Here is a 17,789-nt window from a genome sequence, read left to right on the forward strand (position 1 = left end):
CCTGTCACTTCAGGCTGAACCATCTGCAGATCTGCTCGCTGTTGTCGGTGTAGTCGGCGTCGTCCCGCACGAGCTCCACGGCGATACCGAGTCCGCGCCGCGGGCAGGCCCGCGTCGAGGGACTCGAGATCATCGGCGGACATAGTGACCGCGACGACTCGGCCCGTGGCGGCTGATCTGACTGGCTTCGTGGGCTGTATCCGCTTCGTCAATTAGCGCGGAAGGCTTGTCTTTGGCCTTCAGCGGCACTGTCCACATGACTGTCAATATAGCTGGACTTACATAGACATCGCGAAGCCCCAGGAGTGGGTGCGCTTCGGCTGGTTCTCCGTGGTGACGCGCCGGGATCCCAAGGGCCTGCTGGTGTGGATTCGGTTGCACCGCTTGGGCGGCAGATGTTCTTGTTCGGGCACAACGGTATCGCGAATCGGTGAGCAAGTATCCGTGAATCAGCGAAGGTAACTTCGCGTATCGGCGAAAGTTTCCTCGCGAATCGGCGAAGATCGGGTCCGTTGTTGAGGTAGGGAGGCCGTTGGTTTTCCGGTTCCGATCCGCTGCCCTTTACTTCAGCGGTCGGCAGGTCAATGACCACGCCGCACACATCGTGCGGTTGTCAGCCGGGTGGGACACGTTCGTGAAGGGGCGCCGGCGCCAGATATTTGGAGAGGTCCCCGACAGAAGTCAACCTTTCGTGGCCTCGTTCCGGCACCCGAGAAAGACCATGTCTCCCATGTGGATATCTATTTTGAGCCTGGGTGACCCGTACTGGCCGAACGAGGCTGGTGCGCGTGCGGCTTGGGCTGGAATGGGTCCGATTACCAACGCGATCGGGATGAACCTCACGGCGGTATCGGTGCAGAGCCCAGTCGCTTGGGAGCCAGACCCGTTCGGCGACGTTCGCGGTGATGCGCCACTCGATCAGTGCGTTCGATGCCTCGCGGCTGTGGTCGATGAGACGAGTCTGCTGTGGTTATGCGAGAAGGTAATCCCCCACACCGAGCTCGACGCGTTGGCGGTGAAACGAGCTGAACCTCTGGGGCCGACGTGTATCTCAGAATGATGCCCGCACCCGACACGCTTTACGCCTAAGCAATGTCCGCCGCCGCCAGTTCGGTGACCGTCAGGTGCGGGTTGGCAGAAGACGAGTTGAACCGGTCGGCCTGCACTTGCGCGCTCTCCCTGTCTCGGAACCTCCACGCCTGCGTCTGGTCGGGCGTCAGTCGATAAGTGAGTTCAGGCCCGAACTCTTTGACCGCTAGCCCTCGCAGATAGCTGATCGGGTTTCCGTCCGGGTCGAGTTCGGCGACAACGTAGCGATAGGTCATCTCGCTGGGTTCGGTAATAGCGTACGACCGTAGCAGGGGCCGGTGACACAACCCGTCGCTGCTGCGCGGCGCAACAGATCGGCGGCGGTGGTCGTCGGTACCGTGACGGCGATGAAGGTCGCAGCCCTGGTCTTCTACATAGTCGGTTTCGCGCTGCAAATGGCGGGCGCTTACTTGGTGATCCAGGACGTGCGCACGAGCATCGGCAATATGCGGCGCTTGAAGTCGGGCCTGGCTGATGCAGACGAAGCCGCCGCGGAACACCGCCGACAAATTACAGAGATGGCGAACAAGCCCCGCCCCTTCGGGCTTGACGTAGCGATGTCCCAGCTGGCTGATCAGCTGGCTGACGTGGCCGTCGAACAGACCGGCCCCGCAGCCGCGAAACAACGCCGCGCACTCCTGACCTACGTCACCGCTCAGAACGACATCAGCGACCGTCGCCGGTGGGTCGCGGTCGGTCTGCTGCTCGGTGGCCTGGTTGTGGGCTTCGTCGGCAACGTGCTGTCGCTGTTCCCCTGTGACGCGCATTCGCCCTGGTCCGCGCCGTCGATTGGGGTGTATCTCAGATGAATGCCCGCGGGCGCCACAATCTGGACATCTCCGAGCGGACACGCGTACACCACCCGATCCCGGCAGTCGGCTGCTCTTCCGTTGCGTCTGAGTGAGCGTTTGTGAGTCTCATTCAAGCGCTCTCCTTGCGGAGTTCCTTTGTCGCGAGTGCGACTCCGGTTTTGGCCTCACTGCTCGCGGCCTTCCCTTGCGGGCGGGTCTTACGCAAACTCCCCAGGCGATCGGTAGTCCTGATCGTCTGAGCCGCCGTCTCCGGCGCCCCTGCCGGAACTGCTGACGAACGGGGCCGTGGCCCTGACTGGGCCACAACTGGCATATCCGGCCAGTCACGAAGATTGAGTGCAGCATTGCGATCACGGTCAACGACTTCACCCGTCTGCGGGCAGACGAGGTGTTTGTCGATGCGGCCCTTACCTTCCAGGCGGCACGGACTGCTGTCGGGAAGGTAGCAACCGTGATGGATCTGACTGGAGGCAAACCAGCGATCCGCCACGATCAGGGTGCTGCCAAATCGGGTGGTCTTGTACGCCATCATGGGCGCGACCGACCCCATCGCGGCATCGGAGACCGCGCGCCGGTAGGCGCGTTTCCCCATGCTGCGTTTCATCGCGGTCACGTCGAGATTCTCGATCACGACCTGGCCGTAGGTGCCCGCCAACTCGGTGGTGAGTTGGTGGGCTGCTTCCCGCCGCAGATGCACACACCGGCGATCCAGGCGGGTCAGCTTGGCTTTCACTGCCCGATATCCGTTGGAGCCGAGGATGCGGCGGGAAAGTTCACGACCGGCTCGCCGTCGTGCCGTCAGGGTGGCTTTCAGCGGGGCCGGATTTTCATATTCGACAAGGGTTTGGGTGCCTGTCATGCTGTCGCGAGTCGCAACGGTGGCCAGCGTGCGCACCCCGAGGTCGACCCCGGCGCGCACCGCCGGTTGGGCTGGGGTCTTGTCGGTGTCGGGTGTGCGTAGCGCGTAGCTGACTGAGACGAACAACCGCCCCCAGCGCTGCGAGAGCGTCATGTTCAGGATGCGGGCGCGGCCCGAGGCGAGGTGGCGTTGAACGCGGCGGGTGTTTTCCTTGGCTCGCAGGGTGTCGATCACCGGCACCGTGAGCGTGCGGCGGTCGTCCTCGACCCGCATGGTGCCGGTGGTGAACCGGACCCGGCCCGGGTCGCGTCGCGCGGATTGGAATCGGGGGAAACCCACCCGCCTGCCCTTTCGGGTGCCTTTCTTGCTGGCGCTCCAGTTACCCAACGCCGAAGCCAGATCGGCCAGCCCGCCGAGTAGCACTCCTTGGAGTTTTCCGCCCACCACGGCGCCACCTCGTGCTTAGCGACGTTCCACGCCTTACGCAGCGAACCCAGATCCCAACCCACCGACTCATGGGCCGGATCAACGGCTTTCGCGTCCAAGTCGGCTTTGATTTGCGCCAAGCCCCAGTTGAACGCTTTGCGGCGGGCACCGAAATGCGACCGCACCAACCCGGCCCGATCGATATCAGAGGGCCACCGCACCTCGAACCTGGCCGCGGTGACCCTCCAGCCCGTCGGCAATCGCGTACCGGGCGATCCCGAGGCCAGGCAACACCCGGCGTCCCCGTCGTAGAGCTCGAACAACACCGACACCGATTCCACCGCCGCTCGATGCGCTTCGAAATCGGCACCCACATCCACCCATCGCGACAATGTTGGTGTGCCATCAGGTTTCGGCTTCCCCGCCAACTGCACACCACCGGTCAACCCAGCAACCTTCGCAGCTTGAGCGCAGGTGCGCATCGCCACGATCACCGTCAGCGCACCACCCGCAACGGCGGCGACACGATGGGCACCACGTTGCCATCGCCCAAATCGATACGGTGCATCCCGGCTCCATGCAGCACGCCGGCCGCCCAGGCATCGGTATCACCACGGTCTGTGATCGCCCGCAGATACGCCTCAGCCAATTCCCGTTCCTCGGCCACACGTGCAGCGCGGCGCTGTGCATCGGCCCGTTCACGCTCGGCCTGCGCCCTCCGCCGTTCTCGGGCAACGATCAACCAATCCGGCGCCGCGGCACACAGTCCCGCACTATCCCCGGGTGTGATGTGGCGTTCCTTGACCACGCGGACCGATACGCCCAGGCGCCTGGCGACGCTCTCACGCCCGCGCCGCCTGTGCTGCCTGGCGCGCTTCTCGCTCCGGTTTTGTCGCGCAACGATCGACCAGTCCGGTGGATCGTCCATGACCGCTTGGACGCGTGCCGGCGAAGCGGTCGCCCAACCCTGTTGCCGCAGCGTACTACCGGCGACGCCGAGAGCCCGGGCCACACGCTTGAGCCCACCCATCCTCGCCATCAGCCCACCTGCCCCGATTCAGTCTTTGTCGCCGTGACCGCGCGCATCGCCCGATTCCGTGCGCCACGACGACCGTACAAGCGCGCGCACATCGACGTCAGCACCTCGATCATGTCCCGCACCAGGTCGTCGGTGGTCTCACCCGCATCCGCTACGACGATCCGCCGCCCATGCCCACCAAGCGCAGCCTCAAGATTCTCAACCCCGAACCTGGCCAGACGATCCCGATGCTCCACAACCACCACCGTCGCAGAAGGGTCCGACAAGATCCGCCGCAACTTCGGCCGTTTCCCGTTCAGCCCGGACCCGACCTCACACACCACCTCGCCGATCTCATACCCATTCGACGTGGCCCATTGCGTCAACCGACCAACCTGACGATCCAGATCAGAGCGCTGGTCATGCGAAGACACCCGTGCGTACAGCACTGCCCGGCCCGCCACATCCTCCGCCACCACGTCGACCCAAATCGTTCCCGACTCCAACCGCCGAGCGGGCACCGGCATCTTGCCCTGCCGAAACCACCTGTAGGCGGTCTGAGGGTGAACACCATTACCACGCGCCCACTCAGCCAACTTCACACACCCAGTAGAACATACATTCGCTCACATTTACTCACATAATCGTGAACAGTCCGTGACCCCACCCTTTGTGTGCCCATGGGCGCATTTGTCCATCACCGCAGCGCCACAACCTCCGTCGACCTACTCACCACATCGGGGCCAAATGATGCCCACCCGTCGCCGAACGCAACAAACCACCGCCGTTCTGAGCGGGTGCTAGCCGACCTGAACCCCGCTCAAGAGTTAAGTTCAGGCTGAAGGTAACCGCATGTCTTGCAGGGGATTTGCTACCGGCTAGGCTTCCTGGGTGGCTGATCGTCCGTCGTCATACCTGGTGCTTGCCTCCCAGCGCAGTGGCAGCACGCTGCTGGTCGAGTCGCTGCGCGCCACCGGAGTTGCCGGCGAGCCCCAGGAATTCTTTCAATATCTGCCGACAACGAGCCAGTCCCCGCAGCCCAGGGAGTGGTTCTCCGGCGTCGAGGACGAGTCGATCCTGAAGCTGCTTGACCCGCTGGACGAAGGCAAGCCCGACCTAGCCCCGGCTGAGATCTGGCGAGACTACATCCGCACGGTCGGCAGAACGCCCAACGGCGTGTGGGGCGGCAAGCTTATGTGGAACCAGACGCAGCTGCTGCTGGACCGCGCGGCTGGATTGCGCCATCGATCCGGCGACGGCCTGCTCGCCGCGATTCACGACGTCGTCGGCGAGGATCCGCTGCTCATTCATGTCCACCGGCCCGATGTGGTGTCGCAGGCGGTGTCGTTCTGGCGGGCGGTGCAGACCCGCGTGTGGCGCGGCAGGCCCGATCCGGTCCGCGATGCGCGTGCCACCTACCACGCCGGGGCCATCGCCCACGTCGTCACCATGCTGCGTGCCCAGGAGAAGGGCTGGCAAGCGTGGTTCGCGGAAGAAGACGTCAAACCGATTGAGATCTCCTATCCGGTGTTGTGGCGCAACCTGACTCAGGTAGTGGCCAACATCCTTGAGGAGTTGGGCCTCGACCCGCGACTGGCGCCCGAACCGGTGCTGCAGCGGCAGGCCGATCAGCGCTCCGACGAGTGGGTGGACCGCTACCGGGCGGATGCGGCGAAAGAGGGGTTACCGACATGACCGCCGGCGACGATGGAGTGGGGGCACGCCCCCACAAGTGGGGGCACCTCCCGCTTGCGGGGGACGAAGCGATGAGGAGGAGCGGCGCATATGACCGCGCCGGCGACGATGCAGAGCGAAGCGATGAGGAGGAGCGGCGCATATGACCGCGCCGGCGACGATGCAGAGCGAAGCGATGAGGAGGAGCGGCGCATATGACCGCGCCGGCGACGATGCAGAGCGAAGCGATGAGGAGGAGCGGCGCATATGACCGCGCCGGCGACGATGCAGAGCGAAGCGATGAGGAGGAGCGGCGCATATGACCCAGACTGACGCTCGGCGCGTCGACGAACTGCGGCTGCTGGAAGCCGAAGCGGTGCACATCATCCGCGAGGTTGTCGCCGAGCTGGAGCGCCCGGTGCTGCTATTTTCCGCCGGCAAGGACTCGATCGTGCTACTTCGGTTGGCGGAGAAGGCCTTTCGGCCGTCACCGCTGCCGTTTCCGGTGATGCACGTCGACACCGGCCACAACTTTGGTGAGGTGATCGCGTTCCGGGACCGCAGGGTCACCGGCCATGGACACAAGCTGATCGTCGCGTCGGTTCAGGAATCCATCGACAAGGGCCGAGTCCCCGATCCGGGCCCCGGGGCCTCACGCAACCGCGCACAGACCCGCACGTTGCTCGACGCGCTGGAGGAAGGCGGCTTCGACGCCGCGTTCGGGGGCGCGCGCCGCGACGAGGAGCGCGCTCGCGCCAAGGAACGGATCTTGAGCTTCCGCGACGAGTTCGGCCAGTGGGACCCCCGTGCGCAGCGCCCCGAACCGTGGTCGCTCTACAACGGCCGGATCAAGAAGGGCGAGCAGGTGCGGGTGTTCCCGTTGAGCAACTGGACCGAGCTCGATGTGTGGCGCTACATCGAACTGGAAGACCTTGAGCTGCCGTCGATCTACTTCGCTCACGAGCGTGAGGTATTCGAACGCGACGGCATCCTACTAGCGGTTTCGGAATACGCCGAGCCGCGTAACGGCGAATCGTCCGCCGTGGAGTGGGTGCGGTACCGAACCGTCGGCGATCTGACCATCACCGGGGCGGTGCGCTCCACGGCCACCGACATCACCCGAGTTATCACCGAGATCTCGGCAGCGACGGTGTCCGAGCGAGGCGAAACCCGCGCCGACGACCGCACATCGGCCGCCGCCATGGAAGACCGCAAGCGAGAAGGCTATTTCTGATGACTCTGCACAAGCCTGTCACGCGCCAGCTGCTGCGCATTGCCACCGCTGGTTCGGTGGACGACGGCAAGAGCACCTTGATAGGACGGCTGCTGCACGACACCGACAGCCTGCCGCTGGACCACCTCGAAGCCGTCACCGACGAAGACGGCATCGCCGACCTCGCGGCGCTGTCGGATGGCTTGCGCGCCGAACGCGAACAGGGCATCACCATCGATATCGCGTACCGATTTTTCTCCACCGAATCCCGCAGCTATATCCTTGCCGACACCCCGGGCCACGAACGCTACACCCGAAACATGTTCACCGGTGCCTCCAACGCACACGTGGCGATCCTACTGGTCGACGCGCGCGCCGGGGTGTTGCGGCAGACTCGCAGGCACGCGCGGATCGCAAAGCTGTTGGGCGTCAAGCACTTTGTCGCAACGGTGAACAAGATCGACCTCATCGACTTCGATCATGCTGGGTTCGTTCGGGTGGCAGAGCAGCTGCAACAGCTGGCGGCACGCCTGGGCGGCGTTGACATCACGGTGATCCCGATCGCGGCCAAACACGGGGACAACGTCGTGCACCGCTCCGAGCGCACCCCGTGGTACAGCGGCCCGACCCTGCTCGAGTACCTGGAGAGCATCGAGCTGGCCGCGCCGCAGGCCGAGGCGTCGCGGCTGCGGCTGCCCGTGCAGTGGGTGTCGCGCCCGACGGCAAACGTGCGCCGTCGCTATACCGGACGACTGGCGGCCGGAACGCTGCGCGTCGGTGATCCAGTGGTGTCACTGCCCGCCGGCACCCGGTCGACCGTGGCCGCGCTGGACACCCTCGACGACGACCGCACGACGGCCGTTGCACCGCTTTCGGTGTCCATCGAGCTGGCCGACGATATCGATGTGGGTCGCGGCGACGTGCTGGTCAGCGGGGCTGACGACGCGACCATGCCGATGCTGGCCCGCGAGCTCGACGCGACGGTGTGCTGGTTCTCCGACACCCCGCTGCGGGCTGGCGACCGGCTGGCACTCAAACAAACGACCAAGACCGTGCGGACCACCGTGCAAGAGCTGCACACGCGGCTCGACCCGGAGACGCTCGACGAGCTTGACAGCCCAGTCGAATTGGCGCTCAATGACATTGGCACTGTGACACTGCGGACCAGCTCGGTCGTCGTCGCCGACAACTACGCCGACAACCGCGACAGCGGCGCATTCATCCTGATCGATGAAACCAGCAACGACACCGTCGGCGCCGGCACCATCCTCGAAGCGCGCGAAGTCAAGCCGGGCACGCATCCGCGGACCGACATCCGCTGGCATCCGTCGGCGCTGCACCGGAAGTATCGCTGGCAGGCCACCGGACAACCAGGCGCGACAATCTGGTTCACCGGCCTGCCCGCGTCCGGCAAGTCCACGATCGCCGTCGCCGTGGAACGTGCCCTGGTGGAATCGGGGCGGGTGGCCTACCTGCTCGACGGTGACAACCTGCGTCACGGCTTATCCGACGACCTGGGCTTCTCCCCCGGTGACCGCACCGAAAACATCAGACGGGTCGGGCATTTGACCCGGCTGCTCGGTGATGCCGGCGTGGTCGCACTGGCGTCCCTGGTGTCACCGCTGAAGTCGGACCGCGAGATCGCGCGGGCCCTCAACGACGCCGCCAAGCTGCCCTTCATCGAGGTATATGTCTCCACTTCGGTGCAAGAATGCGAAAGGCGCGACCCTAAAGGCCTGTACGCGCGGGCGCGCCGTGGCAGTCTCAAGGGCCTTACCGGTGTGGATGCCCCCTACGAGCCGCCCGAGAACCCGGACCTGGTGCTCGATACCACCAATGCCGACATCGACGACCTGGCCGCGCAGGTCATCGCGCTGCTCAACGAGCGCAGCCCCCGGCCGACCTAGAGCGCGCGTACATCTCGGCCAGGAACTGCTCGACGGCTACTGCCGCGTGCGCTGCGCGCGCCGAACCGAAGATATCGAAACCGTGTTGTGCACAAGGCAACTCGGCATAGACGACTGGCTGTCGGCTTACTTCACGCAGTCGCGCGGTAAAGCAGCGGGCCTGTTCGACCGGGATCAACGAGTCGTTGCGGCCGTGCAGCACGAAAAACGGTGGTGCTTCTTGGGAAACGTGGGTGATCGGTGAGGCGATGCGGAACGGCTCGGCGATTTCCGTCCGGCTCAGCTTGAACACCCGCTTCGCCACCACCGGCACCAGCAGTGGGTGCATCGACTCGTCGTTTCGGGTGAAGTCGTAGACACCGTAGAAAGGGACGGCCGCTTGCACTCGCGTGTCGGCGTCCTCGAAGGCCGGCTGGAATCGCGGATCGTTGGGGGTAAGTGCGGCAAGGGAAGACAGATGCCCGCCGGCCGAGCCCCCAGTGATCGCGATCCAGTCGGGGTCACCGCCATACTCGGCGATGTGTTCCTTAGTCCAGGCGATCGCCCGCTTGACGTCGACGATGTGGTCGGGCCAGGTGGAGCGCGGGCTGAGCCGATAGTTGATCGCCACACAGACCCAGCCCAGCTCGGCCAGATGACTCATCAGTGGATGCGCCTGACCCCGCTTGTTTCCGACCATCCAGGCCCCGCCGGGAACCTGCAGCAGCACCGGAGCCCGCCCGCCGCGGGCGAGATCGGGCCGTCGCCAAATGTCGAGATGGTTCCTGGAGCCACACTCTCCGTAGCTGATGTCACCGTCGTGCGTGTACTCGCGGTAGATCCGCAACATGCGTGCCACCCCGGGCTTTTTCGCGGTGGCGCCCCCGGGCGCGGGCCGCGTCCACAGGTCGCCCGACTCGGTGCGCCGGTCGGCGCCCAGTCCCGCGTCCAGCGCGGCCGTCAGTGGTTCGTCAGCGCGGCGACCAAGGTGACGCAGGCCTAGCAGCCCCGCCCACGACAGCGCCGAAACCAGCCAAGCGAATCGCAGCACCCGTGGCGGCAGCCGGCGAGACAGCGCGGCCAGCGCCGCGCACTGCGCGGCGAGCGTCTGCATGGGCAGCTCGGAGGCAACCAGACCGTAAGCGAATGCGTACAGCGACCCGTAACCGTGCTTCGTCAGCGGTCGATAGCCATTGGCGGTGAACGCAAATCCAGTTATGGATACCAGGAGGGCCGCTATCCGCTTCATGGTTAACCAATCTAACTGTTTGGCTCCTTGGCCGGTTCCTCGACCAGGTGATACGTGGGATTGACCATCGACATGGGCCGGTTGCCGCTCTGCCGAGCCTTGCCGGTGACGCGCAACAGCTGACCTTGGGTGTCAGGGCCGCCGCGTCCGGGATGAAACGCGATGCGGATGTCCCCGCTGTCGTCGCCGACCACGATCCATCGGAAGGTACGCCGGCGCTTGGTGATGTCCTCGACCTGGCTGACCCGCCCTTCGATGGTGCCGCGCTGTCCGGGGATCGGGGCCGCCACCATGATCACCGACGGCGGCCGCTCGGGGTGTTCGTAGGCCTCGACCGCCTGCTCCGCGGTCTGGAAACCCAGGTTTCGAGGTTGTCGAGTTCTCGCGTAACCCGTTGCTCGAAGCGTTCGGGGTAGGCGTGCTGGATCCGGGATTGCACGTCGTACGGCACGATCGTTGCGGCGGCGTCCGGGATCTCGCCGCGCCGAGCAGACGCAAAGGCCCCCAAATCGGGCCGATTTCGGGGGCCTTTGCGTCTGCTCGGCGGTGCTAGGCGAGCCGCTGCACGGCGGCGGCGATGCGCTCGTCGGTGGCCGTCAGCGCTACCCGCACGTACTGCGCACCGCCCGGGCCATAGAAATCGCCGGGCGCGACCAGGATGCCGCGCTCTGCAAACCAGGCCAGGCTGTTTCCGCAGGGCTCACCGCGGGTGGTCCATATATAGAGGCCCGCCTCCGAGTAGTCCACGGCAAACCCCGCCGAGCGCAGCGTAGGCAGCAGCGCCGCACGCCGCCGCGCGTAGCGCTCGCGTTGCAGCTTCTCGTGCGGGTCGTCATCGAGGGCGGCGACCATGGCGGCCTGCACCGGCGTCGGCACCATCATCCCGGCATGCTTGCGCACCGCCAGCAGCTCAGCGATCAAACCCGGATCACCAGCGACGAAGCCTGCCCGATAACCGGCCAGCGACGATGTCTTCGACAGCGAATGCAGCGCCAGCAGCCCGGTGTGGTCACCGTCGCAGACCGACGGGTGCAAAACCGAGAACGGCTCGGCGTCCCAGCCCAAACCCAAGTAGCACTCGTCGGAAGCAACGAGAACGCCACGCTCGCGCGCCCACCCGACCACCTTGCGCAGGTGCTCGACGCCGAGCACCCGCCCGGTGGGGTTGCTCGGCGAGTTGAGGTAGACCAGTGCCGGGGACCGCGGGCCCAGCTGAGTCAGCGAGTCCGCCCGCAGCACCTGCGCCCCGGCCAGCCGGGCGCCCACGTCGTACGTCGGGTACGCCAGTTCGGGCACCACGACCAAGTCCGCGGGACCCAAACCCAGCAGCGTCGGCAGCCAGGCGATGAGTTCCTTGGTGCCGATCACCGGAAGCACCGCCGCCTCGGCCAGCCCGGTGACGCCATAACGGCGCGCCAGCGCGGTCACCGCGGCCTCGCGCAGCCGCGCGGTACCCGCGGTGGCGGGATAGCCCGGCGCGGAAGCCGCCGCCGCCAACGCCTCCCGGATCAGCGGCGCGACCGGGTCAACGGGGGTGCCGACGGACAGGTCGACGATGCCGCCCGGATGGGCCCCGGCCAGCGCTTTCGCCTCGGTCAACGTGTCCCACGGGAATACCGGCAGCGACGCCGACACCCGCCCGCGCGGCCGGGATCCGAGCGGCCCGCTCAGTCGTCTTCGCCCTGCGGCGGCAGATCCTTGACCACTTGCGGGTCGTTCTCGGTCATCCCCACCTTGGCCGCACCGCCCGGCGATCCCAGCTCATCGAAGAAGTCGGCGTTGATCTGCGTGTACTGGCTCCATTGGTCAGGCACATCGTCTTCGTAATAGATCGCTTCGACAGGACACACTGGTTCGCAGGCGCCGCAGTCAACGCACTCGTCGGGGTGGATGTACAGCATCCGAGTTCCCTCGTAGATGCAGTCGACCGGGCATTCCTCAATGCATGCCTTGTCCTTTATGTCGACGCAAGGTTCGGCGATCACGTACGTCACGGACATCTCCTCAACGTGTCCTCCAGGTCCTGCTATGTGTGGGCTGCTGCTGTGTCGCCCGAGGGCCTCCAGGCAACACGTTTCGGTTACTGATACTAGACGTTGCACATACACCTCAACCAATTGGCTCGCCTGTCGGCGTGCTCGGTCGGTTTGCGCGTAGTTGCACAGTGACGCGAGGTGACATCTATGCTGCCCGGGGCGCCGTTCCGGATCCATCGGCGCTCGACGAGGCGACTCAAACGCTTGCGGAGGACCCATGACAGGCCCATACCCAAACTTGCTTTCACCCCTAGACCTCGGGTTCACCACGCTGCGCAACCGCGTGGTCATGGGCTCGATGCACACCGGACTGGAAGACCGAGTTCGCCATATCGATCGGCTCGCCGCATACTTCGCCGAACGCGCCCGCGGCGGCGTCGGCCTGATCATCACGGGCGGCTACGCACCCAACCGCACCGGTTGGCTGCTGCCATTCGCGTCGCAGCTGGTCTCCTCCGCGGAAGCCCGCCGACACCGTCGCATCACCACGGCAGTCCATGACTCGGGCGCGAAGATCTTGCTGCAGATCTTGCACGCCGGACGTTATGCATACCATCCGCTTTCGGTCAGCGCGTCGGCAATCAAGGCGCCGATCAACCCATTTCGGCCGCGCGCACTGACGGGACGCGGCATCGAAGCGACCATCGCCGATTTCGCCCGCTGTGCGCAGCTGGCCCGAGAGGCCGGCTATGACGGTGTCGAAATCATGGGCAGCGAAGGGTATTTGCTCAACCAGTTCCTGGCGCCGCGCACCAACAAACGCAACGACTCCTGGGGCGGCACAGCCGCCAACCGCCGTCGATTCCCGGTCGAGATCGTACGCCGTACCCGTGCCGCGGTCGGATCCGACTTCATCATCTGTTACCGGATGTCGATGGCCGACTACGTCGAGGACGGCCAGAGCTGGGACGAAATCGTCGCGCTTGCAACCGAAGTGGAGGCCGCGGGCGCAACCATCATCAATTCCGGTTTCGGCTGGCACGAGGCGCGGGTGCCAACAATCGTCACGTCGGTACCCAACAGCGCGTTCGTCGACATCAGCGGCGCCATCGCCGAACATGTCAGCATCCCGGTGGTCGCGTCGAACCGGATCAACATGCCGCAAGCCGCCGAACAGATCCTGGCCGACACCCAGGTACGGCTGATATCGATGGCTCGGCCGCTGCTGAGCGACCCGGAATGGGTACTCAAGGCGCAGTCCGACCGTGCTCACGAGATCAACACCTGCATCGCCTGCAATCAGGCCTGCCTGGACCATGTCTTCGCCAAGAAGCTGGTGTCGTGTCTGCTCAACCCACGGGCCGGACACGAAACGACGCTAGTGCTGTCGCCGACGCGGCGCGCCCGCAACGTGGCAGTCGTCGGAGCCGGCCCGGCCGGACTGGCCGTGGCGGTCAACGCCGCTCAGCGGGGCCACCACGTCACACTGTTTGAAGCCAACGACTTCATCGGCGGCCAGTTCGACATGGCCCGCCGCATACCCGGCAAAGAGGAATTCAGCGAAGCCATCCGGTACTTCGCCACGATGCTGGATAAGCACGGCGTCGTGGTGCGACTGGGCACTCGGATTACCGCGGACGAATTGACCGGCCGCGGCTCGAATTTCGACGACGTCGTGCTCGCCACCGGTGTGGCGCCGCGCATTCCGACGATTCCCGGCATCGACCACCCCATGGTGCTGACCTACGCCGACGCCATCACCGGCGTCAAGCCGGTGGGAAAGACCGTGGCGGTGGTAGGCGCCGGAGGTATCGGGTTCGACGTCAGCGAACTGTTGGTCACCGAGCACTCGCCGACCCTGAACCTCAAGGAGTGGAAGGCCGAATGGGGCGCCGTCGACCCACGAGAGGCCCGCGGCGCGTTGACCACTCCCCTGCCGGCTCCGGCAGCCCGGCAGGTGTACCTGCTGCAACGCACCAAGGGTCCGCAGGGTAAACGGCTGGGCAAGACCACTGGATGGGTACATCGGGCGTCGTTGAAGGCCAAAGGCGTGCACCAGCTGTCCGGGGTGAATTACGAGCGGATCAGCGACGAGGGTATGAGCATCAGCTTCGGCCCGGACCGACAGCGGCCACGGCTGCTCGCGGTGGACAACGTGGTGGTGTGCGCCGGTCAGGAGCCGGTACGTGATCTGGTGAACGAGCTGCGGCGCAACGGCATCGACCCGCACATCATCGGTGGTGCGGCGCTGGCCGCCGAGTTGGATGCCAAGCGCGCCATCAAGCAGGGCACCGAGCTGGCAGCCCGGCTGTAAGGCGCATTTTCACTCACCGCGAAACACCGCGAATTGTGCCGTTGACCTGCAGATAGTTATGACTGGGGGGCGTCGGGCGATAAACAGCGTGATATGAGCAAGCCCGGAGTGCCTGGTACCCTCAGTCGGAGACGGCAACCGCTGGGCAGATGTCGTCGCCGTCTTTTTGGGCGGTGTATTTAGCTGGGGAAGGTGTCCACATATGGTGAAGCTGTCGTTGTCAGCACTGAGCGCCGGCGTTGGCGCAATTGCACTGTCGTTGAGCGTCGGTGCCGGGGTCGCGTCTGCGGACCCACTAGAAGTTGCTGTTAACACCACGTGCAATTACGGGCAGGTCATGGCGGCGCTCAACGCCCAGGATCCGGGGGCTGCGGCGCAGCTCACCGCATCCCCGATGGCGGTCGGATTCCTGAATACATTCCTTGCCTCGCCTCCGGCGAAGCGCCGGCAGATGGCTGCCCAGGTACAGGCAATGCCGGGTGCCTCGCAGTACATTGGCCTTGTCGAGTCGGTTGCCGCATCCTGCAACAACTACTGAGCCAGCAGCGGACGCCCTAGCGGCTACGCCGCCAGCGGCGCGTACGTGGTGGTGCGCTGCCGCGCGGGGCGGCCGATGCCGTCGGCAATCGCGACAAGTTCCGCGACGGTCTTCGCCGATCCGTATTCGGAACCGGCCATCCGCGAGATGGTTTCCTCCATCAGCGTGCCGCCCAGGTCGTTGGCCCCGCCGTTGAGCATGACCTGGGTGCGCTCGACACCAAGCTTCACCCAGCTGGTCTGAATGTGGGAAATGCGCCCGTGCAACATGATCCGCGCAAGGGCATGCACGGCACGATTGTCGCGATGGCTCGGCCCGGGCCGAGCCGCCCCCGCCAGATACAACGGCGAATTCTGGTGCACGAACGGCAGCGGCACGAACTCGGTGAATCCGCCGGTGCGATCCTGAATGTCGCGCAGCACATTGAGGTGGGCAACCCAGTGGCGAGGGCTGTCGACATGGCCGTACATCATCGTCGATGACGACCGCAGGCCCACTTCGTGTGCGGTGGTGACGATTTCGATCCACAGCGACGTCGGCAACTTGCCCTTGGTAAGCACCCAGCGCACCTCGTCGTCAAGAATTTCCGCAGCGGTGCCGGGGATGGTGCCCAGCCCGGCCTCGCGCAGACTGATCAGCCACTCGCGAATGCTCAGCCCGCTCTTGGTGACGCCGTTGGCGATCTCCATCGGGGAGAACGCGTGCACGTGCATCGACGGCACCCGGGCCTTGACGGCCCGCACCAGCTCGGCGTAACCGGTCACCGGCAGCTCAGGGTCAATCCCGCCCTGCATGCACACCTCGGTGGCACCGGCGACGTGGGCCTCCCACGCGCGCTCGGCGACCTCTTCGGTGGACAGTGAATACGCGTCTGCGTCACCCTTGCGCTGGGCGAACGCGCAGAACCTGCAGCCGGTGTAACAGATGTTGGTGAAATTAATGTTGCGGTTCACCACGAAGGTGACGTCGTCGCCGACGACATCGCGGCGCAGCGAATCCGCAAGCGCGGCAACCGCTTCCAGTGCAGGCCCGTCGGCGGTCGCCAGCGCCAGATATTCGTCGTCAGTGCAGCCGGCTGGGTCTCGTTCGGCCGAACTTAGCGCCGCGAGCACGTCGGTGTCGATGCGTTCGGGAGCGCTGACCGCCAACTCGTGCACCCGCGTCCGGATCGACTCCCAGTCACCGAAGGCACTGTCGAGATCGCTGCGGGCCTCGGTGCTGCGGCCCTCGGTGTCGATCGCAGCATTGAGGTCGACCCGGCCGAAGGACGCCACATCGTCGGGTTCCTGCCATGGCGTCCCCACCGGGTTGACGTCACGGGCAAATCCGGTCGCCGGATCGGCAAGTGCCGCAACGTGTCCCCGCACCCGCGGGTCGATCCATGCCGCACCCGCCTGCACGTATTTCGGCTGCGCGGTCAGCCGCTGCACTAGCTCGTAGCCGGCCTCCGCGGTGACGGCGGCCAGCTCATCCAAAGTGGGCCAGGGCCTTTCGGGGTTGACATGGTCGGGCGTCAGCGGCGAGACACCACCCCAGTCGTCGACACCGGCGGCCACCAACGCCAGACACTCGCCGCGCGACACCAGGTTCGGTGGCGCCTGCACGCGCATTCCCGGACCGAGCACCAACCGCGCCACCGCCACCGTGGCGAGGTAATCCTCGATGCCGGCATCGGGGACGTCGGCCATCGCGGTGTGTTCCTTGGCCCGGAAGTTCTGCACGATCACTTCCTGGATGTGCCCGAACTCCTTGTGTAACTTGCGAATCGCATGCAAAGTATCGGCGCGTTCGGCAAGCGTCTCGCCGATGCCGACCAGCAGACCGGTGGTGAATGGAATGGATAGCCGGCCCGCGTCGGTGAGGGTGCGCAGCCGTACCGCGGGGTCTTTATCCGGGCTGCCGTAGTGCGCGAGTCCCTTGGTTTCGAACAGTCGTCGCGACGTCGTCTCCAGCATCATGCCCATCGACGGCGCCACCGGTTTGAGCCGCGACATCTCCGACCAGCTCATCACGCCGGGGTTCAGGTGCGGCAACAGCCCGGTTTCCTCTAGCACCCGGATCGCCATCGCCCGCACGTAGGACAACGTCGAGTCGTAGCCTCGCTCCCCCAGCCATTCGCGTGCCTGCGGCCAGCGATCCTCGGGGCGGTCACCAAGCGTGAACAGCGCTTCCTTGCAACCGAGTTCGCGTCCGCGGCGAGCGACGCCGACAATCTCGTCGGGCTCCATATACATGCCGGCCCCGTGGGCACGCAGCTTGCCCGGCACGCTGACGAACGTGCAGTAGTGACATTTGTCGCGGCACAGATGGGTGACCGGGATGAACACCTTGCGCGAATAGCTGATCGGCAACCGGCCACCCGGGCCATACCGTCCCGCGGACTGCAAACCGGCGTCACGCACCCGCGCCGCACTCGCGCACAGGTCAGCCAGGGTGTCGCCGCGCGCGGTCATCGCGACCGCCGCCTCCTCGATGTTCAGCGCCACACCGTCGCGAGCCCGCCGCAGCACCCGCCGCAACGCCGATGCATTCGGCTTGGGCGGGACGACGGGGCGAGGCAAAGCTGTGGGCGCCGAAGGCTCCGGTGGCCCAGATCTCACTGGCACGTTGGTGTAACTTCCCCGCGATCTGGTTTCATCCCTGGTGCCATAAGCGCAACAGTAGCGCCAGGACGCAGTCGACACGCGATCGACCGTCCGGCGCCAGTAACCGACACGAACGACGACCGATCGCGA

General features: G+C 65.6%; 15 protein-coding genes and 3 pseudogenes. 8 read left to right on the forward strand and 10 right to left on the reverse strand.

The annotated features are described in order from the left end of the window. Positions 1-4: 4 nt before the first annotated feature. On the reverse strand, positions 5-133 hold the full coding sequence (locus AADZ78_RS20485) for a hypothetical protein (protein ID WP_264033263.1): 129 nt from the start codon (positions 131-133) through the stop codon (positions 5-7). Between the two features lie 167 nt (positions 134-300). Between AADZ78_RS20485 and AADZ78_RS20490 the strand changes: the two are divergent. After that, positions 301-462 (forward strand): annotated as a pseudogene (locus AADZ78_RS20490) (hypothetical protein); the annotation flags it as partial. Positions 463-1,085: 623 nt separating this feature from the next. Here AADZ78_RS20490 and AADZ78_RS20495 read toward each other — a convergent pair. Further along, positions 1,086-1,325: a hypothetical protein gene (locus AADZ78_RS20495; RefSeq protein WP_085252585.1), complete on the reverse strand. Its 240-nt coding sequence runs from the start codon at positions 1,323-1,325 to the stop codon at positions 1,086-1,088. A 111-nt stretch (positions 1,326-1,436) separates the two neighbouring features. Here AADZ78_RS20495 and AADZ78_RS20500 point away from each other — a divergent pair, with 111 nt between their 5' ends. Beyond that, positions 1,437-1,898, forward strand: coding sequence for a hypothetical protein (locus tag AADZ78_RS20500; protein ID WP_139828970.1), 462 nt, complete (start codon positions 1,437-1,439; stop codon positions 1,896-1,898). A gap of 112 nt (positions 1,899-2,010) precedes the next feature. Here the strand turns inward: AADZ78_RS20500 and tnpB are convergent, their stop codons facing one another. From tnpB to AADZ78_RS20515, 3 genes are all read right to left on the reverse strand, one after another. After that, positions 2,011-3,207 (reverse strand): IS607 family element RNA-guided endonuclease TnpB, encoded by a 1,197-nt coding sequence (gene tnpB / locus AADZ78_RS20505; RefSeq protein WP_341343616.1) that lies wholly within the window; start codon positions 3,205-3,207, stop codon positions 2,011-2,013. A 475-nt stretch (positions 3,208-3,682) separates the two neighbouring features. Beyond that, positions 3,683-4,225: a hypothetical protein gene (locus tag AADZ78_RS20510; RefSeq protein ID WP_139829111.1), complete on the reverse strand. Its 543-nt coding sequence runs from the start codon at positions 4,223-4,225 to the stop codon at positions 3,683-3,685. Continuing rightward, positions 4,225-4,806, reverse strand: coding sequence for an IS607 family transposase (locus AADZ78_RS20515; protein ID WP_204080385.1), 582 nt, complete (start codon positions 4,804-4,806; stop codon positions 4,225-4,227). The genes AADZ78_RS20510 and AADZ78_RS20515 overlap by 1 nt, the downstream gene beginning before the upstream one ends. A 289-nt stretch (positions 4,807-5,095) precedes the next feature. On the opposite strand from AADZ78_RS20515, the gene stf0 reads away from it, so the two are divergent. From stf0 to cysC, 4 genes and pseudogenes are all read left to right on the forward strand, one after another. Further along, positions 5,096-5,899, forward strand: a complete 804-nt coding sequence (stf0, locus tag AADZ78_RS20520) for a trehalose 2-sulfotransferase (RefSeq protein WP_085252881.1) — start codon at positions 5,096-5,098, stop codon at positions 5,897-5,899. 90 nt (positions 5,900-5,989) lie between these two features. After that, positions 5,990-6,080: pseudogene (locus tag AADZ78_RS29225) on the forward strand (sirohydrochlorin chelatase); the annotation flags it as partial. A gap of 117 nt (positions 6,081-6,197) precedes the next feature. Then, a complete protein-coding gene (cysD, locus tag AADZ78_RS20525; RefSeq protein WP_085252880.1) occupies positions 6,198-7,112 on the forward strand; it encodes a sulfate adenylyltransferase subunit CysD in 915 nt (304 codons plus the stop codon). After that, positions 7,112-8,998, forward strand: a complete 1,887-nt coding sequence (gene cysC, locus AADZ78_RS20530; RefSeq protein ID WP_085252879.1) for an adenylyl-sulfate kinase — start codon at positions 7,112-7,114, stop codon at positions 8,996-8,998. The genes cysD and cysC overlap by 1 nt, the downstream gene beginning before the upstream one ends. On the opposite strand, the gene AADZ78_RS20535 is transcribed toward cysC, so the two are convergent. The 4 genes and pseudogenes from AADZ78_RS20535 to fdxA form a co-directional block, all read right to left on the reverse strand. Further along, positions 8,970-10,226 (reverse strand): alpha/beta hydrolase, encoded by a 1,257-nt coding sequence (locus AADZ78_RS20535; RefSeq protein ID WP_085252878.1) that lies wholly within the window; start codon positions 10,224-10,226, stop codon positions 8,970-8,972. The genes cysC and AADZ78_RS20535 overlap by 29 nt on opposite strands. An 11-nt stretch (positions 10,227-10,237) precedes the next feature. Further along, positions 10,238-10,704 (reverse strand): annotated as a pseudogene (locus tag AADZ78_RS20540) (DNA-binding protein); the annotation flags it as partial. A 71-nt stretch (positions 10,705-10,775) separates the two neighbouring features. Beyond that, the gene (dapC, locus tag AADZ78_RS20545; protein ID WP_085252876.1) at positions 10,776-11,861 is read right to left on the reverse strand and encodes a succinyldiaminopimelate transaminase; all 1,086 of its coding nucleotides are present in this window, start codon (positions 11,859-11,861) and stop codon (positions 10,776-10,778) included. Between the two features lie 32 nt (positions 11,862-11,893). After that, positions 11,894-12,220 carry a ferredoxin gene (gene fdxA, locus AADZ78_RS20550; protein ID WP_085252886.1) on the reverse strand — a complete coding sequence of 109 codons (327 nt, stop codon included), beginning with the start codon at positions 12,218-12,220 and terminating at the stop codon, positions 11,894-11,896. Positions 12,221-12,479: 259 nt separating this feature from the next. Between fdxA and AADZ78_RS20555 the strand changes: the two genes are divergently transcribed. Together AADZ78_RS20555 and AADZ78_RS20560 are read left to right on the forward strand one after the other, a co-directional pair. Beyond that, a complete protein-coding gene (locus AADZ78_RS20555; protein ID WP_085252875.1) occupies positions 12,480-14,516 on the forward strand; it encodes an NADPH-dependent 2,4-dienoyl-CoA reductase in 2,037 nt (678 codons plus the stop codon). Positions 14,517-14,721: 205 nt separating this feature from the next. After that, the gene (locus AADZ78_RS20560) at positions 14,722-15,054 is read left to right on the forward strand and encodes a hemophore-related protein (protein ID WP_085252885.1); all 333 of its coding nucleotides are present in this window, start codon (positions 14,722-14,724) and stop codon (positions 15,052-15,054) included. A 23-nt stretch (positions 15,055-15,077) separates the two neighbouring features. On the opposite strand, the gene AADZ78_RS20565 is transcribed toward AADZ78_RS20560, so the two are convergent. Then, positions 15,078-17,654 carry a bifunctional FO biosynthesis protein CofGH gene (locus AADZ78_RS20565; protein WP_139829022.1) on the reverse strand — a complete coding sequence of 859 codons (2,577 nt, stop codon included), beginning with the start codon at positions 17,652-17,654 and terminating at the stop codon, positions 15,078-15,080. Positions 17,655-17,789: the final 135 nt, after the last annotated feature.

Source organism: Mycobacterium riyadhense (genome assembly GCF_963853645.1).
GTDB classification, from domain to species: Bacteria; Actinomycetota; Actinomycetes; order Mycobacteriales; family Mycobacteriaceae; genus Mycobacterium; species Mycobacterium riyadhense.